This is a genomic window from Rhodococcus sp. IEGM 1409, from assembly GCF_030056735.1.
Taxonomy (GTDB): Bacteria; Actinomycetota; Actinomycetes; order Mycobacteriales; family Mycobacteriaceae; genus Rhodococcus_F.
In genome coordinates this window covers 247,573-269,745 of sequence record NZ_JASHKN010000003.1, presented here as the reverse complement: position 1 = coordinate 269,745, position 22,173 = coordinate 247,573, and the positions used below count along the sequence as shown (strand labels likewise).

Sequence of the window (22,173 nt, the reverse complement as noted above, 5' to 3'; positions counted from 1 at the left end):
GTCATTGTCGAACACTGTTGAACGAGAATCAGGAACCGATCAGCCGTGCAGCCAGGTAGCTTTCCACCTGATCGAGGGCGACGCGTTCCTGCGCCATGGAGTCACGCTCACGCACCGTGACGGCCTGATCTTCGAGGGTGTCGAAGTCGACCGTGATGCAGAACGGTGTGCCGATCTCGTCCTGGCGACGGTAACGACGACCGATGGCGCCGGCGTCGTCGAACTCGACGTTCCAATTCTGACGCAGCTGCGCTGCAAGATCTTTTGCCTTGGGCGTCAGGTCCGCGTTACGCGAGAGCGGCAGAACCGCAGCCTTCACGGGAGCGAGTCGACGATCCAGGCGGAGCACCGTGCGCTTGTCGACGCCGCCCTTGGAGTTGGGCGCCTCGTCCTCGGTGTAGGCGTCGACCAGGAAGGCCATCAGCGAACGCGTCAGACCGGCCGCCGGCTCGATGACGTACGGCGTGTAACGCTCGCCCGTCGTCTGGTCGTAGTAGTTCAGCTCGGTGCCCGAATGCTTGGAGTGCGTCGAGAGATCGAAGTCGGTGCGGTTCGCGATGCCCTCGAGCTCGCCCCATTCACTGCCCTGGAAGTGGAAGCGGTACTCGATGTCGGTCGTGCCCTTCGAGTAGTGCGAAAGCTTTTCCGGCGCATGCTCGTAGAGACGCAGGTTGTCCTTGTTGATGCCGAGGCCGGTGTACCAGTCCAGGCGGTAGTCGATCCAGTACTGATGCCACTGCTCGTCCTCGCCCGGCTTGACGAAGAATTCCATCTCCATCTGCTCGAACTCGCGGGTGCGGAAGATGAAGTTGCCCGGGGTGATCTCGTTGCGGAAGCTCTTGCCGATCTGGCCGATGCCGAACGGCGGCTTCTTACGCGAGGTGGTCAGCACGTTGGCGAAGTTCACGAAGATGCCCTGAGCGGTCTCGGGGCGAAGGTAGTGCATGCCCTCTTCGCTCTCGACAGGGCCGAGGTACGTCTTGAGCATCATGTTGAAGTCACGCGGCTCGGTCCACTGACCGACGGTGCCGCAGTCGGGGCAACCGATGAGGTCCATCGTGACGTCGTCCGGGTTGTCGAGCTTCTTCTTCTCCGCGTACGCCTCCTGCAGGTGATCCTGACGGTGGCGCTTGTGACAGTTGAGGCACTCGACGAGCGGGTCGTTGAAGACACCGACGTGACCGGATGCGACCCACACCTCGCGGGGCAGAATCACCGACGAGTCGAGGCCGACGACGTCCTCGCGGCTGGTGACCATGTTGCGCCACCACTGACGCTTGATGTTCTCCTTGAGCTCGACACCCAATGGGCCGTAGTCCCATGCGGACTTGGTACCGCCGTAGATCTCACCGCACGGGTAGACCAGGCCTCGCCGCTTGGCGAGATTGACAACGGCTTCGATCTTGGACTTGGGTGCCACTCGATTGCTCTCCATCTGGGTAATAGATGCATGATTTTCGTGCGCTTTTCGCACCATCAGCCTATCTGGCGGCTGCCACGCACTTCCGTCCAAGGTTGACATGCATACTTGTGCATATCAAAATGAAAGTGATTTGCAATAATGTGGTGAGATGGCTATGCCCGGACATCATGATCGACCCCTCGAAGGAGCCTCGCTGTGAGCATTGCGGATACCGGCGATCTCCACAAAAGCCATGATCATTCCGACCTCGGACACACGCACGACCCGTTCGAGGCCGCACCTCCCGCGCCCGTGCCACCCAAGGAGACCTTGGCGGCCGCCGGCGAAATTCTGCGGGCACTGGCTGCACCCGTCCGGATCGCGATCGTGCTTCAACTGCACGAGTCGGAGCGTTGCGTTCACGAACTCGTCGGCGCTCTCGGTGTCACTCAGCCACTCATCAGCCAGCATCTGCGCGTTCTCAAAGCAGCGGGCGTCGTCCGCGGCGAACGCAACGGACGAGAAGTTCTCTATCGACTCGTCGACGATCACCTCGCACACATCGTCGTCGACGCTGTCGCCCACGCCGAAGAAGGATGAGATTCCACCGCATGAACACTCCGGGCAGTACGACCTCGAAACGTGGACCGGCTACCGTCGGCGTTCGTTCCACCAAACAGCGCAGCGCCATCTCCGCCTTGCTCGACGACATCGACGAATTCAAGTCGGCACAAGAACTACACGACGAACTACGCAAGCGCGGTGAAGGCATCGGCTTGACCACCGTCTACCGCACGCTGCAGGCACTCTCCGACGCCGGAACCATCGACGTTCTGCGCACCGACACAGGCGAGTCCGTTTACCGTCGGTGCTCCTCTGGCCACCATCATCACCTGGTGTGCCGCAACTGCGGATTCACCGTAGAGGTCGAGGGGCCGACGGTCGAGCAGTGGTCACAGACCATCGCCGAAGACAACGGTTTCACCGAAGTGAGCCATACCGTAGAGATCTTCGGTACCTGCCGCGACTGCGCCGCCTCCTGACGGCGTCAGGGAATCAAGCCCCGCCTGACGGCGTCAGGGAATCAGGCCCTGACGCGCCGTATCGGCGCCGGTGAGCGCAAGTAGCAACATCGTGGTCAGTGCCTCGTCGTCCAGTCCGGCCGCCGGGAACGTGTACCGCAGGATGACGTCCGCCAGACTGCCGTGACCGAACACCGCGATCGAGCCGAATTGGATGGTCCGATTCCGCTCGGCCACCTTGCGATGCAGTGCCGCGCTGACCGGCCGGTCCCACGCGAGAACACACGTCATGGACAGCACGTCCAGACCCTCGGACAGATTCATCGCCTGGATCGAACACAGCGCGCCCGAGTACTGGAAACCCAGTGATCCGTCGGCAGCCACATCGACCGTCACGAAATGCGCCAGCGAGGCGGCCGCACGTTCTTGTAGGCGGGCTGCTTCGTCGGTGGTGTCGGTCATGTTCTCCCCTGTCATTTGACGCCACCGAATCTACGGTCGCGTGAGGCGTATTCGACGCACGCGGCCCACAGGTCGCGGCGGTCGAAATCGGGAAACAGCTTCTCCTGGTACACCATTTCGGCGTAGGCGGATTGCCAGATCAAGAAATTGGACGTCCGCTGTTCTCCCGACGGGCGCAGGAACAGATCGACGTCGGGCATGTCGGGTTCGTCGAGGTACTTGGCCACTGTCGCCTCGGTGATCTTGTCCGGATTGATCTCGCCGGCGGCGACGCGCTTCGCGATTTCCTTTACCGCATCGGCAATTTCGGCCCGACCACCGTAATTCACACACATGGTCAAATTCATGACGGTGTTGTTCTTGGTCAGTTCCTCGGCGATCTCGAGTTCCTTGATCACACTTGCCCACAGGCGCGGCTTACGACCGGCCCACCGAACACGCACACCCATTTCGTTCATCTCGTCGCGTCGGCGGCGGATGACGTCACGGTTGAAGCCCATCAGGAATCGAACCTCGTCGGGACTGCGCTTCCAGTTCTCGGTGGAGAAGGCGTAGGCGGAGAGCCACCCGACGCCCATCTCGATGCAACCGCACACCGTGTCCATCAGGACAGCTTCGCCGCGTTCGTGCCCGGCGGTTCGCGGCAAACCGCGCTCCTGAGCCCACCGACCGTTGCCGTCCATCACCAACGCGACGTGGCGCGGGATGAGTTCGGTTTGCAGGATCGGCGGGGTCGCCCCGGACGGATGTGGGTCCGGTGGCCGGATCACCCGATCAGCAGCAGAATCAAGCGGAGTTCGCGGTTCGCGTCGTCGAATCACGGGTTCCATCCTGCCTCACGGGCAAGTCGACCTCGACGGCTGCATGCGGCCTCGAACGCTCGATCAGCGGCAACGTCCGCAATTGGCGCTCGAGATGCCACTGCAGGTGTGCCGCGACCAGTCCGCTGGCTTGCGTCCGCAGAGTCGCGGGCGCCGAATCGGTGCCCTCCCACTCCCCTCGGAGCAGCGCTTCCATCAAGTCGAGCACTCCGGGCGACGGCGTCGCAGCACCCGCCGGTCGGCAATAGGTACACACGGCTCCACCTGCGGCGACGTGAAATGCCCGGTGCGGTCCAGGAGCGCTGCAGCGCGCACACTCTTCGAGGGCAGGTGCCCAACCCGCATAGCCCATGGCCCGCAACAAGAAAGCGTCGAGCACGAACTCGACCGGTCGCGCCTGCTCGGCGATCGCGCGCAGTGCGCCCACCGTCAATCGTTGAAGTTGTGGAGCGGGCGCGCGTTCCTCACCGGCCAACCGCTCGGCAGTTTCGAGTACCGCGCACGCCGTGGTGTACCGGCTGTAGTCGTCGACGATGTCGGTGGCGAACGCATCCACGGTCTGCACCTGAGTGATGATGTCGAGATTCTTGCCCGGGAGAAGCTGTACGTCGATGTGAGCAAACGGTTCGAGTCTGGCGCCGAATTTGGAGGTTGTTCGGCGGACACCTTTGGCCACGGCACGCACCAACCCGAACTGACGGGTGAGCAACGTGACGATGTGGTCGGCTTCGCCAAGTTTGTGCAGGCGCAGCACCACCGCCGTGTCTCGATACAACCTCACTCGACCAGTGTCCCACGTTGTGCCGACGAGAATGCGCGATGCCGCGCCCGATCCCGAGCCGGGTGGTGTCCGGATAGACTGACCCGATGCCGAGCGACGCAATTGCGCAACCTGCCACTGCGGAGTTGACCGGTCGCGAAGCTCGGTGGGAGCGGCACAACTCCGAGCGTCAGAAACGGATACTCACCTCGGCTGTCGAACTGATCGAAGAGCGGGCAGCAGGTGCCGAGGTGTCCGTTCAGCAGATCGCCGACCGGGCCGGTCTCGCCAAGTCGGTGGTGTACCGGCAATTCAGCGGCCGGGACGACCTCGATCGACGGGTCCGAGCGTTTGTGCTCGGCCAATTTGCAGCTGCCCTGGATGCGTCGATGAGCATTTCGGTCGGCACTCTCGACGAGATCCTGACTCGCACCATCAGCGCCGTCGCCGAGTGGATCACCGAGCATCCGCGGATTCACGAGTTCATGGGTACCGGCCCCACCGACTACGACGACGAGAGCATCGACGCGATCAGCAGTCTGAAGGCGACAATCGCCGACTCGGCCCGCGCAATCATCACCGAAGTCGGCCGATCCGTGGGGATCGATTCCTCGCCCTTCGATTCACTACCGTTCGCAGTGGTGACGATGGTCGAGGGCACGCTCACTCACTGGGTCCGGAGCACTGATCCGAAACCGAGCCGCGCAGAGATCGTCGCCGACCTCGCGAAATACACCTGGTACATGTTCGACGGCGTTGCCCGCTCGAGCGGGCTCACGATCGATCCCCACGTCGAATTGTCCACGCTCATCGCTGAACTGGTGTCGTCCGATGGCCAGGCCTCGCTGTCTGACTAAATCCGGGCTGCCTGACTAGATCCGGGCCACCCGACTAGATCCGGGTTTTGTCGGAGCGCTTCGGCTCGCCGCGATAGCGTGCGTAGTCGCCGTCGATGCGCAGCTTTCGCCACACCCGCTTCGACACCGGGTTCATCAGACCGAGTTCGTCTGCCAGGGCCCGCATTTCACCGAAGTAATTACCCAGAATTCGGCGCGAATGCGGGCTGCCCCAGAAAGCACTCGTCATCACGTCTTCGGGAATGCCGAACTCTTCGGCGAATTCCTTGGGCGGTGACATTATTTCGCCTGCGAGCCAACGCATCGCGCCGGGGAAGGCAACCGACGTCATTGCCCGACTGGTACGACTGAGCCTGGGGACGTGATTGCGCAGGAACTCGTGCGCAAACGAAATATGTCTCGCTTCTTCGGCGATGTGAATCTCCATGCTGCGGAGCATCGCCGGCGGGGTGTCCTTACCTTCGCGGATCAAGTCCTTCTGGAAGTGGTCGATCGGTTCTTCTCCGGCAAGAATGCCGATGAAGAAGATGACCGGGAACTTGGCACCCAGCACCCCGATGATGGGCGAGAGGCGCCGGAACATCGGACGCATACCCGGCACATCGATGTCCATACGATTGACGAGTTCCTGGAACATCTGGATGTGATTGCACTCTTCGGTCATCTCGTGCAGGCAGTACCGGAACTCGGGCGACTGGTTGGGAAGCGCCATGATGTACTGCAGCATTCCCCGGATCAAGATGCTCTCGAACGCCGAACCCACCTTGGTCACGTTGGCCTGACGCCACATTCCCATCGCGATTCGACGTTCCAGGGACTGCTCCTGGTACCACTGCGTCGCTCCGAGGGGATCCGAGACGGACGAGAGCACCCACCTCGGATCGTGTGGATCGATCGCGAACTCTGGTGAATCCCAGTCGATGTCGAGGTAGGGATCAAAACTGCGGGCCACTGAACCCTCGGACAAAGTCCGCAGTACCTCGTGGTACGGCATTTCCACTTCGATCGACGCTGACCGAGCCATCGGTGTCTCCTCACGGCCAATCCGCCGATTGCAGTCGACGGACTTGAATGAGGTCAAACATAATGGGACACCGCGTCCCACGCAACCCCTTCGGTGGCCTGATTTCAGGCCCGACGGAGCGGAATGATCTCGCGAACCTTCTCATCTCGGAGATACAGTCCAGCCCACATGACGATTCCGGTGTAGACGGCAAACAACGTGGTGCTCACCAGAGGCTGTTCAGCTCGAAGGTTGGTCAACACAGCGCCACCCAGGTAACCGGTAAGCAGAATCGCGCCGAGTACGGACGTTCGCGGAATCACGTACAGCGCAAGGCAGATCAGCTGCACAACCCCGGCTGTCAGGGCGAGAGAGTCCGGCAGCCCCAGTTCGGCCGAGGCGTCCTTGACTGTCTGCAGATTGAGGATGTGGATGATGCCGTCGAACAGCATAAAAAGGATGAACAGCCCACTCAGGACGTATCCGACCTTGCGCGCGGTCCCCGAAGGTGCCGTTCGTGTTGCATTATCGGAAAGGGTGTCGTGGTGGGCAGGCTGGGTTGTCATCGGAATCTCCCGGGGCAAGGCGAGCGGCCGGTTGCCACTTCGCTTGCAATAACGACTCCCCAGCGATCGAAAACTCATCGCGCCGGCAATTCATACGCACCCGCCGTTCAGGACGATTCACCTCTCGTGGTCTGATGGACGGTGACACGGGGTGCCGAAAAAGTCGGCTGAGATCAGACCCGATGAACCTGACCAGTTAGCACTGGCGGAGGGATGTCGACATGACCGAACAGCAATTTCAGCGCGCTCTGGAACTGAACGAGCAGATCGTCCTGATCACCGGTGGCGCCCGCGGGCTCGGCGCCGCACTGAGCCGAGCATTCTCCCGCTCAGGCGCCCGGGTGATCGTGAACTACAACAAGAGCCGTGATGCCGCCGAGGCCCTGGTCGCCGAACTGGGCGAGGATCGCACCTTCGCAGTCCGGGCGGACGTGACGGACCGCAGCTCCGTCGATCAATTGTTCGGCGCTGCACTCGAGCGATTCGACGCACCGATCTCGACCGTGGTCGACAATGCACTCGTCGACTTCTCGTTCAACGGTGACGCCCGGCCGAACGCGGACACGATCACCTGGGCCGACTTCGACTCCCAACTACGCGGAGCTGTCGCCGGGACACTCAACACCACCCAGGCAGCACTCCCCGGCATGCGAGAACTCGGGTTCGGCCGAATCATCACTGTCGGAACCAATCTGGTCCAGAATCCGGTCGTTCCATACCACGACTACACCGCCGCCAAAGCCGCACTGTTGGCACTGACGCGGACACTGTCCGCGGACCTCGGTCCGGACGGGATCACCGTCAACATGGTCTCTGGTGGCTTGCTCCGCACCACGGACGCGAGTGCCGCGACGCCGGAAGCAGTGTTCGACATGATCGCGGCAAGCACTCCCCTGCGCCGGGTCACGACACCGGACGAATTTGCCGACGCCGCGCTGTTCTTCGCCTCGCCGTGGTCGCGGGCCGTGACCGGCCAGAACCTGGTCGTCGACGGCGGACTCGTCAAGAACTGATGGGTGCACAGCTACGGATAGGTGCGTTTCTTCTCGGGTGCGGACATCACAGTGCAGCGTGGCGTCACCGCGACTCACCGGTCGAAAGTCTGGGCGACATCGCGTATTACGAGTCGCTCGCCCAGATCGCCGAACGCGGCAAGCTGGACGCCGTCTTCTTCGCTGACGGTCACAGTGTTCGCGAACCCGAGTCGGGTGCGTCGTGGTTCCTCGAGCCGATCACCGCATTGACTGCGATGGCGCGAGCGACGGCGAACATCGGCCTGGTCACCACCATTTCCACGACTTTCTACACGCCGTTTCACGCGGCGCGACTGTTGGCATCACTCGACCACATCAGCGGCGGCCGGGCCGGCTGGAACGTCGTGACCTCGATGTTCGATCAAGAGGCGCGCAACCACGGACTCGAGGCGATGCCGGATCACGCATCGAGATACGAACGAGCCGACGAATTTGTCGAAGTTGCCCTCGCACTGTGGGATTCATGGTCGGAAGACGCCCTGATCCTCGACCGTGCCGGGCGTTTTGCCGACGCCGACAAGATCTCTCGAATCGATCACGACGGCAAGCATTTTCGTGTGGACGGCCCGTTGACGGTTCCGCGATCCCCGCAGGGTCGGCCGGTGTTGTTCCAAGCCGGGGCGTCCGAGCAAGGTCGCGATCTGGCGGCGCAGCGCGCCGAAGCAATCTATTCGGTTGCCTACGACCTCCCCAGCGCGCAGAGCTACTACGCGGACGTGAAATCGAGAATCGAACGCGCCGGCAGGGATTCCGCCGCCGTCGCCGTGATGCCGGGCCTGGTCACTTACGTCGGCAGTACGGTCACCGAAGCACGGGCGAAGAAGGCCGAATTAGACCTCCTGCTACCCACTGAACAGTCGATACGCCAACTGTCATTGTTCACCGGACAGACTTGTGAGGACTGGGATCTCGACGCGCCGGTACCACCGCTACCCCCGGTCGAGGCATTCACCGGGCCGCAGGGACGCTACGCAACTATTCTGCGGATCGTCGAGAAGGATGCACCAACAGTGCGTGAGCTTCTCGGAACGTTGGCTGCCGGTGGTGGTCACGCAACAATGATCGGAACACCCGAATACATCGCCGACGAAATGGAAGCCTGGTTGCGCGGCCGCGGTGCCGACGGCTTCAATCTGATGCCGCCGACCTATCCCCACGGTCTGGAAGATTTTGTCGATCACGTGATTCCGGTGTTGCAGGCTCGTGGGTTGTTCCGTCGCGAATACGAGGGAGCGACTCTGCGAGAAAATCTCACCTAGTCCGGAAGCAACGGCACCGACAGGTCCGGGTCACGCCCCAGAAGGACTCCCCTCGTGAGGGCCGCGGAGCCGAACTTCTTCCGGACGCTGTCCATCGCCGAGTCGAGGGCGGCAGTGTCCGGACCCGCGAATCCTGGACCGTCGAGGGGCAATTCGAGCTGTTCGGCTCCGTCCCGATCCAGGTTGGAGACTGCGACACCGATCAACGTGATGCCCTTGTCCGCAATCATCGGTATCGCTTCGTCCAACAGCACCATCGAGGCGTTCAGCAGTTCCGCTGTGTCGGCTGTGGACCGTCGCAACGTGTGCGAACGAGTAGCCCGCGTGAAATCGGCGAAGCGGAGCCGGAGCGTGACCGTGCGCCCCGTCCGCTGCGCCGAGCGCATGCGTCGACTGACACGGTCGACAAGGGACATCAACGACGCATCGAGTTCTGTGCGGGGATGGGAACCGCGACCCAGCGCATGCTGAGCGCCCATCGAACTGCGGCCGCGATAGGCTCGGACCGGGCGTGGATCTCGGTTGTGCGAGAGCGCGTAGAGGTGCCGGCCGGCGCCGCCCCCGAGAATCGACACGATCGAGGATTCGTCGTGCCGAGCGATGTCGCCCACCGTCACGATGTCGAAGTTTCGCAGCTTCTGGGCGGTGATCTTGCCGACGCCCCACAGCTTCTCGACAGGCAACGGATGCAGGAATTCGGTTTCGCCCTCTGGTGGCACCCGCAGCAATCCGTCGGGTTTCGCAAACGCGCTCGCGACCTTGGCCAGGAACTTGGTGCGTGCGATGCCGACCGTGATCGGTAGTCCGACCTGCTCGGCGACGTCACGCCTGAGGTTCGCACCGATCTGCAGCGGTGTGCCGACGATCCGGGCCAATCCCCCGACCTCGAGGAACGCTTCGTCGATCGAAATTCCCTCGACCAGCGGCGACGTGTCATGGAAGACGTCGAACACGTCTTTGCTCGCTTGCGAGTATGCGGACATTCGCGGAGGAACGACTATCGCCTGAGGACACAGGGAACGGGCCTGACCACCACTCATCGCAGTCCGAACCCCGAAGGCCTTGGCCTCGTAGCTTGCCGCCAAGACGACTCCACCGCCGACGATGACAGGCCTACCCGCCAAGTTCGGGTCGTCGCGTTGCTCGACTGATGCGTAGAACGAATCGAGGTCCGCGTGCAGGATCGTTGCGTCACCCGTAGGCCGACTACCGCCCGAACAAGTCGCGCCAGAACGCGTACCGCCAGGGTGATCACCTGGCGTTTCTCGATCCGGCTGTTCGTGCGACACGAACACATGTTCCCATGCCCTGCCGACAATGCGGAAGGCCGCAAATAGATTCCATGGAATTTATAGCGGATCGGACGTACGGTGAGAAGATGATTCCACGGAATGCATATCGATTCGGGGCCTGGTTGTGACCAGGTCAGACCTGAGTAGACACTTCGACAACCTCGTCCGCTTCGAAACCGAATTGTGGACGGCCATCGACCAGAGACTCCGAATCGAGTACGACCTGCCGCTGAGCCGATTCGAGCCGATGCAAATCATCGGCAGACTCGGATCCTGCCGGGTCTTCGACATCGCCGAAGCACTCGCGATCACCGTCGGCGGCACGAGCAAGTTGATGGATCGGATCGAGTCCTCGGGCCACTGCCGTCGTCAATCCAATCCCGCCGACAAACGATCCTCACTCATCGAGTTGACCCCCGAGGGTGATGCACTGTTACAGCGGGCGAATGCCACGTTCGCCGATGAACTGGAACGCCGCCTCGGTTCCGCCCTGACACCCGAGGCTCTCGATCGGTTCGGTGCCACACTGGCCACGCTGCGCGAGGCCAACCGTCGACTGACACCCGTCACGAAGGAGAAATCATGACCGCCACAATGCGCGCAATCGTGCTCGACGCCCCCGGTCCGCCAGAAGCATTGACGATCAAGGAGATTCCGATACCGGTACCGGTCGCCGGGTGGGTGCTGATCCGGGTGAAGGCCTTCGGCCTCAATCGATCCGAACTTCATACCCGGCTCGGCCTCGCCGACGGCGTGACGTTCCCGCGAGTGTTGGGCATCGAGGCGGTCGGTGAGGTGCTGAACTGCCCCGGCGGGGAGTTGGCCGAAGGACAGCAGGTTTCCGCAATGATGGGCGGGATGGGGAGGACGTTCGACGGTGGATATGCCGAGTACACGTGCGTTCCCGTCAGTCAGGTCGTTCCCTTCGCCAGCGAACTGGACTGGTCGACACTGGGAGCAGTCCCCGAGATGCTGCAAACGTCCTACGGTTCACTGACCGTGGGACTGGACGCGAAATCCGGTCACTCCCTGCTGATCCGCGGCGGAACCTCCTCGGTCGGCATGGCAACCGCGGTCCTGGCGAAACAGTGGGGACTCACAGTTCTCGCAACCACCCGAGATGAGAGCAAGGTGTCGTCGTTGACCGCGATTGGGGTCGACCACGTTGTTGTCGACGCCGGTGCCGTGGCCGGCCCGGTGCGAGACATTCTCCCGGAGGGCGTCGATCTGGCTCTCGAATTGGTCGGAACACCAACACTTCCCGACACGCTGCGCGCCACTCGCGTTCACGGCACCGTGTGTTTCACCGGCATGCTGTCCAACGAGTGGACAGTCAAGGACTTCTATCCGATCGACTACATTCCACGTGGAGTGCGATTGACCTCGTACGGCGGGGACGCGTCCGACCTGCCGGCCGACGTACTACAAGACTTCCTTTCCACTGTGGCGGCAGGCGATGCGGTGGTACCGATCGACGAGGTATTCGCGTTCGAGGACATCGCCCGAGCACACACGAAAATGGAAGCCGGCACAGCTCGTGGCAAATTGGTAGTGGTGCTCTGACCTGGCTTCTCACACCTGGCGTCTCACACCACGAATCGATAACCCATTCCCGCCTCGGTGATCAGATGCTTGGGATTGGCCGGGTCGTCTTCGAGCTTGCGACGAAGCTGCGCAAGGTAGACACGCAGATAGTGGGTCTCGGTGTCATACGCCGGTCCCCACACTTCCCGAAGCAATTCCTTCTGCCCGACCAGCTTTCCGCGGTTGCGCACAAGCATCTCGAGCATTCCCCACTCGGTCGGCGTCAAGTGCACCTGTTCGCCGCGCCGACTCACCGTTTTTGCAGCCAAGTCCACCGTGAAGGACGCAGTCTCGACCGACGGTTCCGAAGTGTCCGCCGCGGATGTTCCCCGCCTCGCCGCTGCGCGCACACGGGCCAGAAACTCGTCCATCCCAAAGGGTTTGGTGACGTAGTCATCAGCACCGGCGTCGAGCGCGTCAACCTTGTCCGCGGAGTCGGTGCGCGCCGAGAGCACGATGACCGGCGCCGTGCACCAGCCACGCAAGCCGGCAAGCACTTCGGTGCCGTCCATGTCGGGCAGTCCGAGATCGAGAACCACCACGTCCGGCGGACGCTCGGCAGCAGCCCGCAGTGCGCCCGCGCCGGTCGACGCCGTCACCACCTCGTACCCGCGCACCGAAAGATTGATACGCAGAGCCCGCAGAATCTGCGGTTCGTCGTCCACTACCAGGATTCGACTCATGATCCATTTCCATTCGTACCGGCCGCAGCAAGTTCCACGATCATCGTCAATCCCCCACCGGGTGTGTCTGTGGCGCTGACCGTTCCGCCCATGGCGTCGACGAATCCGCGCACCACGGAAAGCCCGAGCCCCACTCCGCCGGTGTTGTCACGATCTCCCATCCGTTGGAACGGTTGGAACATCGTTTCGGCCTCGCCACGCGGAACACCCGGGCCGGTGTCGGCAACACTGATCACCACACGATCACCGAGTTGCGCTGCCCCGACTCGCACCGGGGTTTCTCCCCCGTACCGCAGAGCGTTGTCGACGATGTTCGCGATCACACGCTCGAGCAGCCCCTGATCTGCTTGCACTGCAACCGTACCCACGTCGACGATCACGCTGCGAGCCCGCGAATCGGAGCGTCCACCGATGCCGAGACCGAGCAATGCGCGGTGAACTACCTCATCCAGGTACACCGGCCGCAGCGTGGGTTTCACCACACCGGCGGCCAGTCGGGACGAGTCGAGCAAGTTCCCCACCAGTGCGGTCAACTGATCTGCCGACTCCTCGATGGTCGCGAGTAGTTCTGCGGTGTCCTCGGGAGAGAATTCGATGTCGTCGCTGCGCAGACTCGACACCGCCGCCTTCACTCCGGCGAGAGGCGTTCGCAGGTCATGGCTTACCGCTGACAGCAATGCTCGACGCAGTTGATCAGCCTCGGTGAGCGCGGCAGCCTTGCTCGCCTCGACTGTCAGTTTCTCCTGACGGATCATCCCGACTGCTTGGTGAGCGACCACCGTCAGTACTCGTCGATCCCGCGCACTCAGATCGGGTCCAGCCAGCAACAGTGCGTATTCCCCGTCGTTGACCTCACAGACCGTGTCTGCCTCGTCATCGGTGGTGGGAGGCTGCGTACCCACGGCGGCGATAACTCCGTCGTCGTGATGAATGACGGAAACCCCTTGCTGGCGATAGATTTCGAGTGCCTTCGCCAGAAGTGTCGACAGGTCCGCTCCGCGGAGAACTGATCCCGCGAACAGTGTGAGCAGTTCGGCTTCCTCGGATGCGCGCTTCGCTTCCCGCGCGCGCTTTGCCGCAGCGTCGACCAGAACGGCAACTGCCACAGCCACAATCAACAGCACGACGGTGGTGATGAAGTTGTCCGGCTCGGCGATGGTGAAGCTGTACCGCGGATCGGTGAAGAAGTAATTGAGTAGCAGTCCCGAAATCAGTGCCGACAGTATTGCCGGACCAACGCCGCCGAGGAGCGCAACCAGAACGACTACGACGAAGAACAATGCGTTCTCGCCGTTGACCCCGGAGATTCGGTCGACGAGCCCCATGATCGCGGCCGCGAGCGAAGGCACGACGATCGCCGCAATCCACGACAGGACACGGCGCTCCGAGCGCCCCGACACCGAAATGCGTCGTCGCGTCGTCGCTTCCTCATGCGTGACCATGTGAACGTCGATACCGCCGGACTGCTGAACCACGGCGGCGCCGATCCCCTCGTCGAGGATGCGGGCGAGCCGAGATCGCCGCGACGTTCCCAGTACCAATTGTGTGGCGTTCTCCTCGCGGGCAAACTCGAGGAGCGTCGACGGTACGTCGTCACCGACAACGGTGTGGAGCGTGGCGCCGACCCCGACGGCCAATGCGCGCACCTTGCCCATCTCCGGGGCCGACACCCCGGTGAGTCCGTCACCGCGCACGACGTGGACCACCATCAGTTCGGCGCTCGATTTCGACGCGATACGAGATGCGCGTCGTACCAGGGTTTCCGACTCCGGTCCGCCGGTAACGGCAACAACGACGCGCTCGCGCGCCTCCCAAGTGTCGGTGATCTTGTTCTCGGCCCGGTACTTCGCCAGTGCGGCGTCCACCTGATCGGCCACCCACAGCAGTGCCAGTTCGCGCAGCGCCGTGAGGTTTCCGCGTCTGAAGTAATTACCCAATGCCGCGTCGACGCGTTCCGGTGAATACACATTTCCGTGAGAAAGTCTGCGACGCAGCGCTTCCGGTGTGATGTCCACCAACTCGACCTGCGCCGCACTACGTACTATCGCATCCGGAACCGTCTCCTGTTGCACCACGCCGGTGATGTGCGCGACAACGTCGTTGAGACTTTCGAGGTGCTGGACGTTGACCGTGGACAGGACGTCGATCCCGGCTTCGAGCAGTTCCTGTACGTCCTGCCAGCGCTTGTGATTCTTGCTTCCCGGAGTGTTGGTGTGCGCCAACTCGTCCACCAGGACGAGGGCTGGACGCCGAGCCAACACGGCCTCGACGTCCAGTTCCGGCATCCGTGTTCCGCGATAGTCCACCAGCTTGGGCGTCACGATCTCGAGGTCACCGATTTGCTCCGCAGTACGGGCGCGGCCGTGTGTCTCCACTACGGCCGCGACCACGTCACAGCCACGATCTCGACGCCGATGAGCTTCACCGAGCATCGCGAAGGTCTTTCCGACGCCCGGGGCTGCGCCGAGGTAGATACGCAATTCACCACGTTTGCGTGCCCTACCGAAAGATTGACCGACCTTCTCCGAAGAACTCACGTGACAATCATCCACCAGTCGTCGGCGTAGCACACGTAGGTGCCGTCAATCCGAGTGCCAGGTTCAATTCGAGGACGTTGACTCGCTCGGCTCCGAGAAATCCGAGTTGCCTGCCGTCGGTGTGCTCGGCCACCAGGTCCCGCACCTTGCCTTCCGAGATGCCGTTGTTCGCCGCCACCCTGGCGACCTGCAATTCGGCGTACGCGGGACTGATGTGGGGATCGATACCCGAGCCCGAACCGGTGACCGCGTCAACGGGAACCGATGCCGGGTCGACACCCTCACGTGCTGCGATGGCTGCCCGACGTTCGATGATGAATCCGGCCAGGACTTCGCTGCTCGGCCCCTGGTTTGACGGCAATGCCGCAGCGGGATCACCGGTGGCAAACGGATCCTCGTCCGATACCGACCCGACAACACGATTGTGGAAGAACGGGTCCTGCTGGCCTTCGGCAACCTGCGGATCAACCCCCACCCAGGCACTGCCGACCACGCAACCCGAGGCATCGGTGACCTGTGACCCTTCGGAAGATCCCGAACTGATTCGGCTGACACCCCACACTGCGGCGGGGTAGATCACCCCGAGAACAACGGTGAGCGCGAGTAATACGAGCAGGCCCGCCCACACCTGTTTGGCAAATCCGATTGTGAAACGCATGTCAGGTCACCCAATTCCAGGAATCAAACGTACGACAAGATCGATCAACCAGATACCGACGAACGGAGTGATCACGCCGCCGAGTCCGTAGACGAGCAGGTTGCGTCCGAGCAACTGAGACGCCGTCGACGGTCGGTATCGAACACCCTTGAGGGCCAACGGAATCAACCCGATGATCACCAGCGCGTTGAAGATCACAGCGGAGACGATCGCCGATTCGGGGGTGGCGAGCCGCATGATGTTCAACGCGTCCAGTTGTGGGTATATGCCGCTGAACAATGCAGGCAGGATTGCGAAGTACTTCGCGAGGTCGTTCGCCAACGAGAAAGTGGTCAACGCGCCGCGGGTGATCAGCAATTGCTTGCCGATCTCGACCACTTCGATCAGCTTGGTGGGGTCGGAATCGAGATCGACCATGTTTCCGGCTTCTTTGGCGGCGGAGGTTCCCGTGTTCATCGCGACGCCGACGTCCGCCTGGGCAAGGGCGGGAGCATCATTGGTCCCGTCTCCGGTCATCGCGACGAGTCGGCCGCCTTCCTGCTCCTTTCGGATCAGGGCCAGTTTGTCCTCTGGCGTGGCCTCCGCCATGAAGTCGTCGACGCCCGCCTGATCGGCAATCGCCTTCGCGGTCAACGGATTGTCGCCGGTGATCATGATCGTGCGAATACCCATCGCCCGGAGTTCGGCGAACCGTTCGGCCATTCCCGGCTTGACCACATCTGACAGCGCGATGACGCCGAGTATCGAGGTGCTCTCGCTTTGCTTGACGGCAACCACCAATGGTGTGCCACCGGCTTGCGCGATGTCGTTCACTGTGTCGGTCACCGAAGTCTCTGCATGTCCACCGCCACTGACGACCCAGTTCATCACTGCATCTGCTGCGCCCTTTCGGATGTGGCGTCCGGAGTGGTCGAGTCCGCTCATCCGCGTTTGTGCCGTGAAGGGAACAAACTCTGCGCGTTCCTCGTCCAGCGTCGGTTCGGCAGCGAGACCGAACTCCGCTGCGCACAACTCGACGATGCTCCGTCCCTCGGGAGTTCCGTCGGCCAGGCTCGACAAGCGCGCCGCCGCAGCAAGATCGTCGGCGGATACGCCTGGTGCCGGATGGAGCGCGGTCGCCCGACGGTTACCGAAGGTGATGGTTCCGGTCTTGTCCATCAGCAGGGTGTCGATGTCGCCCGCGGCTTCCACGGCACGCCCTGACATCGCGAGAATGTTTCGCTGGACGAGGCGGTCCATACCCGCGATACCGATCGCCGAAAGCAGCGCGCCGATGGTCGTCGGGATAAGGCAGACGAGAAGAGCGATCAGCTTGATCGGATCCTGCTCGTGCCCTGCGTACAAGCCCATCGGGCCGATGGCGACGACCGCGAGGAGGAAGATCACGGTCAACGACGCAAGCAGGATGTTGAGAGCAATCTCGTTGGGTGTCTTCTGACGCGAAGCACCCTCGACGAGCGCGATCATCCGGTCCACGAACGAACTGCCCGGTGCTGCGGTGATTTCCACGACGATGCGATCGGAGAGGACCGTCGTGCCACCGGTGACAGCGCAGCGGTCGCCACCGGATTCACGGACTACCGGGGCAGATTCGCCGGTGATCGCCGATTCGTCCACGGAGGCAATACCTTCGACCACGTCGCCGTCGCCGGGGATCACTTCGCCGGCGACCACTATCACCCGATCGCCGACCACCAGTTCGGTGCCCGAAACCGATTCGATCGCACCGCTCATCGTGATCCGATGTGCTGTGGTGTCCTGCTTGACCTTACGCAGGCTGGCCGCCTGCGCCTTTCCTCGCCCTTCGGCCACGGATTCGGCGAGGTTCGCGAAGATCACCGTGAACCAGAGCCACAGGGTGATCACCCAGGAGAACACCGAGGGATCGGCGATCGCCATGACGGTGGTGATGACGGACCCGACGAACACCACGAACATGACCGGGTTGCGGGCCAGATGACGTGGGTCGAGTTTGCGTACGGCGCCCGGCAACGCGGTGATCATCTGCCGCGGGTTGAACACGCCTGCGTGTACTTGACGGGACTGCCCTGGATCAACCTTGTCGGCAGCGTTTTGCGCTACCACGGGTTTCTCACTGATACGCACGGTCATTGAAGAGCCTCCGCTAGCGGGCCCAGCGCGAGGGCTGGGAAGAATGTAAGTGCAGCAACAAGAACGACGGTGCCGGTCAACAAGCCGGTGAACATCGGTCCGGATGTCGGGAGGGTGCCGGCCGTCGGCGCCACCTTCTTCTGAGAGGCCAGCGCACCGGCCAAAGCGAGAACGAAGATAATCGGCAGGAATCGGCCAAGGAGCATGCAGATTCCGAGAGACGACTGGAACCAGTCGCTGGTGACCGTCAGACCGCCGAATGCGCTGCCGTTGTTGTTCGAGGCGGAAGCGAAGGCGTAAAGCACCTCGCTGAACCCGTGGATCGATCCCGGCGTGCCCGGGTCTCCCCCATTGCCTTGATAACCGGTGGTCGAACCGAGGATCACGGTGATGGCGGTGCCGATCAAGACCAGCGCGGGCATGACCAGAATCGACAGCGCCGCAAGGGTGATCTCACGGCGACCCAGCTTCTTGCCGAGATATTCGGGCGTGCGACCGACCAACAGCCCGCCCACGAACACTGCGATCAATGCCAGCACAAGAATCCCGTAGAGGCCGGTTCCGACTCCGCCCGGGGCGATTTCGCCGAGCAACATGTTGAGCAGGACCGCTCCGCCGCCGAGAGGCGACATGCTGTCGTGGGCCGAGTTCACAGCACCCGTCGACGTTCCCGTTGTCGCCACAGCGAACAATGCCGATCCGGGGATTCCGAAGCGAACTTCCTTGCCTTCCATCATCGAACCGGCCGCAGTGGCAGCGACACCGCGGGCGCCGGATTCGGCTGCCAGCGTCACCGCGAGCAGTCCGCTCCACAGGATTCCCATCACTGCCAGAAGGGTGAGGCCTTGCCGACGGTCACCGACCAGGGTTCCGAAAGTACGGGTAAGGCAAACCGGGATCAGCAGGATCGCCAGGATCTCGACGATATTGCTCACCGGCGTGGGGTTCTCGAACGGGTGCGCCGAGTTGGCAGCCAAGATCCCGCCACCGTTGGTGCCGAGTTCCTTGATCGCTTCCTGGGACGCGACGGGAGCAAGTGCATTGGTCACCGCATTACCGTCGAGGCCGGTGGAGGCGAAACCGCTGTGGAACGACTGGATCACTCCCTGGCTCAACAGGATCAGGGCAATCACGAAGGAGAAGGGCAAGAGGATCCGCAGAGAACCACGCGTCAGATCGACCCAGAAGTTGCCGATCTCACCTCCCCTGGCCACACGGATGAAGCCACGCACCAACGCGATTGCCACTGCCATGCCCACTGCAGCCGAGACGAAGTTCTGCACAGCCAGACCGACGGGCTGAACGAAGTTGCTCATCGTCGTTTCCGGCGTGTATGACTGCCAGTTCGTGTTCGCCACAAAGGAAATCGCGGTGTTGAAGGCAACGGCGGGACTGACGCCTGACAGTCCGTCGTTCAGCGGCAGTACGCCCTGAATCCGTTGGAGGAAGTACAAGAACAATGCGCTCGCCAGCGAGAATCCGAGAACACTTGCGGCGTAGCCGTACCACGTCTGCTCGGCCCGAGAGTCGATCCGGCCGACGCGGTAGATCACACTCTCGACGCGCAGATCTCGCGTCGACGAGTAGACACGTGCCATGTAGTCGCCCACCGGAACATAAGCGATTGCCAGAACGACGAGGACAAAAGCGATCTGCAGGCCGGCTGCAAGAGCGGGCGACATCAGAACCTCTCAGGATCTACGAGTGCGACGAGCAGATAAATGACCAATGCCGCGGCGACGGCGATCAGAACCACGCTGACCACACCGGCAACCGTCATTTGGGAGCGCTCGTCTGTAGGGCGCGCAGCACCAGCGCGCACACGAGAAAACCGCCGAGAATCAGAGCAACGTAGGCCAGATCGGCCATGAGCTTCCCTCTTCGAAATCTTTTGCCGTGCTGCTGTGCATCGCAGCCATGACGCTCGGTCGCCTCGACCGGGTGCGCTCTCTCAGCTTCGACCTCGGTTCGGGCGGATTCCGCGTCTCTGACGATCCACTTACGCACTGAACTGGCGTCTTGACGCGATCTTGACGCGGAACCCAACGTCCCTAATACTGAAACAAGTTACTGTTCGTTCGAACGAACAGTTTGCGAAGGGAAACCGATGACTTCTCGAACCGACCACGATCTCGCCCCCGGTCTTGTCGACCAGGTTGCGAGTCTGGCTTCGGGCGTCACCTCGTCCGTCGCGGCGACCGAGGCAACGCTGGCCCGGATCGACGCAACTCAGCCTCATCTCAATGCGTTCAAGATCGTGCGGCGAGAGAAGGCTCTCGAGGAAGCCGCCGAGGCCGACAGGCGTCTCGCACTCGGTGAGCGTCTACCGCTACTCGGTGTGCCGATCGCAGTGAAGGATGACGTCGACATCACCGGCGAACCCACCGCCTTCGGTTGCCCGGGCGACTTCCCGGCCAAGATCGAGGACTCGGAGATGATTCGACGCCTCCGCGACGCCGGCGCAGTGATCATAGGCAAGACCAACAGCCCTGAACTGGGCCAGTGGCCGCTCACGAGCGGTTCCGCCTTCGGTTACACGCGCAATCCGTGGTCGCGTCACCACACCCCTGGAGGATCGTCGGGCGGCACCGCCGCGGCTGTCGCGGCCGGATTGGTCAGCGCCGGAATCGGTTCCGACGGAGCCGGTTCCATCCGAATACCCGCGGCCTGGACAAACCTCGTCGGAATCAAACCGCAGCGCGGGCGCATTTCCACCTGGCCCGACGCCGAAGCGTTCTACGGCCTGACGGTCAACGGACCCCTCGCCCGCACCGTCGCCGACGCCGCACTGTTACTCGACGTCGCTGCCGGCAACCACGACGGCGATCTCCACAAGCCGACACCGGTGACGGTCAGCGACGCGGTGGGACGCGACCCCGGCAAGCTGAAAATCGCTCTTTCCCTGCGCAATCCGTTCACCGCCACTCCCGTGAAGCTGGATCCGGAAGTGCGCCTGGCGGTGCATTCGATCGCCGACACACTACGGGAGCTCGGACATCACGTCGTCGTGGACGATCCCGCGTACGGCCTGATCTTCGGCCTGAACTTTCTGCCCCGCTCCCTCGTCGGGGTTCACGACTGGCTCGGACGCGTTCCCGACCCGACACTGGTCGATGCCCGAACCCGCGGAAATGCGCAGAACGGCAAGCTACTTCGCGGTGCGCCACTGCGCGCGGCCCGCGCAGCCGAGCCGCGGATGCGACGGAGGATCGGAGCGATCTTCGACACGTACGACGTCGTCCTGGCACCCACGACGGCAACTCCACCGATCATGGCGACCGCCATCGACGGCATCGGCGGTTGGGACACCGACAAGGTCATGACCGGCGCCTGCCCGTACGCGTGGCCGTGGAACGTCCTCGGCTGGCCATCGGTCAACGTACCGGCCGGATTCAGCAAGGCCGGCCTACCCATCGGTGCGCAGTTGATGGGCAACGAGAACACCGAACCGCTGTTGGTCTCGCTCGCTTCACAATTGGAATCGGTCCTGCGTTGGGATCAGGTCCGCCCCGAGCCGTGGTGGTGAACCGATGAGTAACCGCGACGTTCGCGAGCGAATACTCGATGCCGTTCTGCACGTCGTCGGTACCGACGGCATCCCCGGTGTGAGCAACCGGCGCATCGCCGCGCAGGCGGGCGTCTCACTCGGATCGATCACGTATCACTTCGCGAGCCAGTCGGACATGCTTCGGGCGGCGCTGTCTCGTTTCGTGACAGACGAGACAATGCGCCTGCGAGCCTTGGCCGAGGAGTACCGCGACAAAGGTCTGAGCGTCGAGGACGCCGCGGCGATAGCCGAGAAGGTGACGCGAGACCTGTCGTTCTCGGCCGAGCGGATCGCGCCGTTCGAGATGTACATCGCCGCCGGCCGAGACCACGAACTACATGAAGTGGCCGTCGAATGTTTTGATGCATACGACGATCTGACCGTCACGATCTTGACTGCACTCGGCGTACCGGATCCCGAATCGATTGCATCGACGCTCGTCGCTGTCATCACCGGGCTCCAACTCCGACGCCTGGCTACAGGCGTCGACGAGCAGGACATCGGCGCGGCGATCCTCAGGGTCCTCCGGCCCCTGTGAGTGGTTAAGGAGTCCAGGGACTGCTTAGCCACTCAC

The 22,173-nt window shown here is 62.5% G+C and carries 22 protein-coding genes and 1 riboswitch; of the genes, 9 read left to right on the top strand and 13 right to left on the bottom strand.

The window, feature by feature from the left end:
- Positions 1-28: 28 nt before the first annotated feature.
- A complete protein-coding gene (locus QM716_RS11145) occupies positions 29-1,420 on the bottom strand; it encodes a glycine--tRNA ligase (protein ID WP_230813860.1) in 1,392 nt (463 codons plus the stop codon).
- Between the two features lie 198 nt (positions 1,421-1,618).
- Between QM716_RS11145 and QM716_RS11140 the strand changes: the two genes are divergently transcribed.
- The gene (locus QM716_RS11140) at positions 1,619-2,002 is read left to right on the top strand and encodes an ArsR/SmtB family transcription factor (protein WP_003944457.1); all 384 of its coding nucleotides are present in this window, start codon (positions 1,619-1,621) and stop codon (positions 2,000-2,002) included.
- Between the two features lie 11 nt (positions 2,003-2,013).
- Positions 2,014-2,445 carry a Fur family transcriptional regulator gene (locus tag QM716_RS11135; protein WP_020908177.1) on the top strand — a complete coding sequence of 144 codons (432 nt, stop codon included), beginning with the start codon at positions 2,014-2,016 and terminating at the stop codon, positions 2,443-2,445.
- Positions 2,446-2,478: 33 nt separating this feature from the next.
- Here the strand turns inward: QM716_RS11135 and QM716_RS11130 are convergent, their stop codons facing one another.
- The 3 genes from QM716_RS11130 to recO are packed head-to-tail and all read right to left on the bottom strand — an operon-like array spanning position 2,479 to position 4,488.
- Positions 2,479-2,901 carry a YbjN domain-containing protein gene (locus QM716_RS11130; RefSeq protein WP_019749000.1) on the bottom strand — a complete coding sequence of 141 codons (423 nt, stop codon included), beginning with the start codon at positions 2,899-2,901 and terminating at the stop codon, positions 2,479-2,481.
- Positions 2,898-3,716, bottom strand: coding sequence for an isoprenyl transferase (locus tag QM716_RS11125; RefSeq protein ID WP_283304200.1), 819 nt, complete (start codon positions 3,714-3,716; stop codon positions 2,898-2,900). Before QM716_RS11125 ends, QM716_RS11130 begins: the two co-directional genes overlap by 4 nt.
- The gene (gene recO, locus QM716_RS11120; RefSeq protein WP_029255636.1) at positions 3,673-4,488 is read right to left on the bottom strand and encodes a DNA repair protein RecO; all 816 of its coding nucleotides are present in this window, start codon (positions 4,486-4,488) and stop codon (positions 3,673-3,675) included. Before recO ends, QM716_RS11125 begins: the two co-directional genes overlap by 44 nt.
- A gap of 86 nt (positions 4,489-4,574) precedes the next feature.
- Between recO and QM716_RS11115 the strand changes: the two genes are divergently transcribed.
- The gene (locus QM716_RS11115) at positions 4,575-5,324 is read left to right on the top strand and encodes a TetR/AcrR family transcriptional regulator (RefSeq protein WP_283304199.1); all 750 of its coding nucleotides are present in this window, start codon (positions 4,575-4,577) and stop codon (positions 5,322-5,324) included.
- A gap of 34 nt (positions 5,325-5,358) precedes the next feature.
- Here QM716_RS11115 and QM716_RS11110 read toward each other — a convergent pair whose 3' ends face one another.
- On the bottom strand, positions 5,359-6,348 hold the full coding sequence (locus QM716_RS11110; protein WP_283304198.1) for an AurF N-oxygenase family protein: 990 nt from the start codon (positions 6,346-6,348) through the stop codon (positions 5,359-5,361).
- A 104-nt stretch (positions 6,349-6,452) separates the two neighbouring features.
- Positions 6,453-6,893 (bottom strand): DoxX family protein, encoded by a 441-nt coding sequence (locus QM716_RS11105; RefSeq protein ID WP_283304197.1) that lies wholly within the window; start codon positions 6,891-6,893, stop codon positions 6,453-6,455.
- Between the two features lie 137 nt (positions 6,894-7,030).
- Positions 7,031-7,124: riboswitch (TPP riboswitch) on the top strand.
- Positions 7,125-7,141: 17 nt separating this feature from the next.
- Here QM716_RS11105 and QM716_RS11100 point away from each other — a divergent pair.
- Positions 7,142-7,906: a 3-oxoacyl-ACP reductase gene (locus QM716_RS11100; protein WP_502942022.1), complete on the top strand. Its 765-nt coding sequence runs from the start codon at positions 7,142-7,144 to the stop codon at positions 7,904-7,906.
- Complete coding sequence (locus QM716_RS11095) at positions 7,906-9,186, top strand: LLM class flavin-dependent oxidoreductase (RefSeq protein ID WP_283304195.1); 1,281 nt, start codon at positions 7,906-7,908, stop codon at positions 9,184-9,186. Before QM716_RS11100 ends, QM716_RS11095 begins: the two co-directional genes overlap by 1 nt.
- Here the strand turns inward: QM716_RS11095 and dinB are convergent.
- Positions 9,183-10,481, bottom strand: a complete 1,299-nt coding sequence (dinB, locus tag QM716_RS11090; RefSeq protein ID WP_283304193.1) for a DNA polymerase IV — start codon at positions 10,479-10,481, stop codon at positions 9,183-9,185. The genes QM716_RS11095 and dinB overlap by 4 nt on opposite strands.
- 121 nt (positions 10,482-10,602) lie before the next feature.
- Here dinB and QM716_RS11085 point away from each other — a divergent pair, with 121 nt between their 5' ends.
- Positions 10,603-11,064, top strand: a complete 462-nt coding sequence (locus QM716_RS11085; protein WP_283304192.1) for a MarR family winged helix-turn-helix transcriptional regulator — start codon at positions 10,603-10,605, stop codon at positions 11,062-11,064.
- Complete coding sequence (locus QM716_RS11080; protein WP_283304191.1) at positions 11,061-12,041, top strand: zinc-binding alcohol dehydrogenase family protein; 981 nt, start codon at positions 11,061-11,063, stop codon at positions 12,039-12,041. Before QM716_RS11085 ends, QM716_RS11080 begins: the two co-directional genes overlap by 4 nt.
- Positions 12,042-12,064: 23 nt before the next feature.
- On the opposite strand, the gene QM716_RS11075 is transcribed toward QM716_RS11080, so the two are convergent.
- The 6 genes from QM716_RS11075 to kdpF are packed head-to-tail and all read right to left on the bottom strand — an operon-like array spanning position 12,065 to position 19,832.
- A complete protein-coding gene (locus QM716_RS11075) occupies positions 12,065-12,745 on the bottom strand; it encodes a response regulator (protein ID WP_283304190.1) in 681 nt (226 codons plus the stop codon).
- On the bottom strand, positions 12,742-15,282 hold the full coding sequence (locus QM716_RS11070) for a sensor histidine kinase (RefSeq protein ID WP_283304189.1): 2,541 nt from the start codon (positions 15,280-15,282) through the stop codon (positions 12,742-12,744). Before QM716_RS11070 ends, QM716_RS11075 begins: the two co-directional genes overlap by 4 nt.
- Before the next feature lie 7 nt (positions 15,283-15,289).
- Positions 15,290-15,940, bottom strand: coding sequence for a potassium-transporting ATPase subunit C (locus QM716_RS11065; RefSeq protein ID WP_283304188.1), 651 nt, complete (start codon positions 15,938-15,940; stop codon positions 15,290-15,292).
- A gap of 6 nt (positions 15,941-15,946) precedes the next feature.
- On the bottom strand, positions 15,947-18,052 hold the full coding sequence (gene kdpB, locus QM716_RS11060) for a potassium-transporting ATPase subunit KdpB (RefSeq protein WP_283304187.1): 2,106 nt from the start codon (positions 18,050-18,052) through the stop codon (positions 15,947-15,949).
- Complete coding sequence (kdpA, locus tag QM716_RS11055; protein WP_283304186.1) at positions 18,049-19,734, bottom strand: potassium-transporting ATPase subunit KdpA; 1,686 nt, start codon at positions 19,732-19,734, stop codon at positions 18,049-18,051. Before kdpA ends, kdpB begins: the two co-directional genes overlap by 4 nt.
- Positions 19,734-19,832: a K(+)-transporting ATPase subunit F gene (kdpF, locus tag QM716_RS11050; RefSeq protein ID WP_007731078.1), complete on the bottom strand. Its 99-nt coding sequence runs from the start codon at positions 19,830-19,832 to the stop codon at positions 19,734-19,736. The genes kdpA and kdpF overlap by 1 nt, the downstream gene beginning before the upstream one ends.
- Positions 19,833-20,159: 327 nt before the next feature.
- On the opposite strand from kdpF, the gene QM716_RS11045 reads away from it, so the two are divergent.
- A complete protein-coding gene (locus QM716_RS11045; RefSeq protein ID WP_283304185.1) occupies positions 20,160-21,578 on the top strand; it encodes an amidase in 1,419 nt (472 codons plus the stop codon).
- Between the two features lie 4 nt (positions 21,579-21,582).
- Positions 21,583-22,137 (top strand): TetR/AcrR family transcriptional regulator, encoded by a 555-nt coding sequence (locus QM716_RS11040; RefSeq protein WP_283304184.1) that lies wholly within the window; start codon positions 21,583-21,585, stop codon positions 22,135-22,137.
- The last annotated feature ends 36 nt before the right edge of the window (positions 22,138-22,173 follow it).

Bases quoted from the DNA above. Each gene is read 5' to 3' on its own strand.
- QM716_RS11040 (WP_283304184.1), top strand. From the start codon at position 21,583: ATGAGTAACCGCGACGTTCGCGAGCGAATACTCGATGCCGTTCTGCAC.
- QM716_RS11135 (WP_020908177.1), top strand. From the start codon at position 2,014: ATGAACACTCCGGGCAGTACGACCTCGAAACGTGGACCGGCTACCGTC.
- kdpF (WP_007731078.1), bottom strand. From the start codon at position 19,832: ATGACGGTTGCCGGTGTGGTCAGCGTGGTTCTGATCGCCGTCGCCGCG.
- QM716_RS11130 (WP_019749000.1), bottom strand. From the start codon at position 2,901: ATGACAGGGGAGAACATGACCGACACCACCGACGAAGCAGCCCGCCTA.
- kdpA (WP_283304186.1), bottom strand. From the start codon at position 19,734: ATGTCGCCCGCTCTTGCAGCCGGCCTGCAGATCGCTTTTGTCCTCGTC.
- QM716_RS11080 (WP_283304191.1), top strand. From the start codon at position 11,061: ATGACCGCCACAATGCGCGCAATCGTGCTCGACGCCCCCGGTCCGCCA.
- QM716_RS11045 (WP_283304185.1), top strand. From the start codon at position 20,160: ATGACTTCTCGAACCGACCACGATCTCGCCCCCGGTCTTGTCGACCAG.
- kdpB (WP_283304187.1), bottom strand. From the start codon at position 18,052: ATGACCGTGCGTATCAGTGAGAAACCCGTGGTAGCGCAAAACGCTGCC.
- QM716_RS11075 (WP_283304190.1), bottom strand. From the start codon at position 12,745: ATGAGTCGAATCCTGGTAGTGGACGACGAACCGCAGATTCTGCGGGCT.
- QM716_RS11110 (WP_283304198.1), bottom strand. From the start codon at position 6,348: ATGGCTCGGTCAGCGTCGATCGAAGTGGAAATGCCGTACCACGAGGTA.
- QM716_RS11095 (WP_283304195.1), top strand. From the start codon at position 7,906: ATGGGTGCACAGCTACGGATAGGTGCGTTTCTTCTCGGGTGCGGACAT.
- QM716_RS11115 (WP_283304199.1), top strand. From the start codon at position 4,575: ATGCCGAGCGACGCAATTGCGCAACCTGCCACTGCGGAGTTGACCGGT.
- QM716_RS11105 (WP_283304197.1), bottom strand. From the start codon at position 6,893: ATGACAACCCAGCCTGCCCACCACGACACCCTTTCCGATAATGCAACA.
- QM716_RS11125 (WP_283304200.1), bottom strand. From the start codon at position 3,716: ATGGAACCCGTGATTCGACGACGCGAACCGCGAACTCCGCTTGATTCT.
- QM716_RS11065 (WP_283304188.1), bottom strand. From the start codon at position 15,940: ATGCGTTTCACAATCGGATTTGCCAAACAGGTGTGGGCGGGCCTGCTC.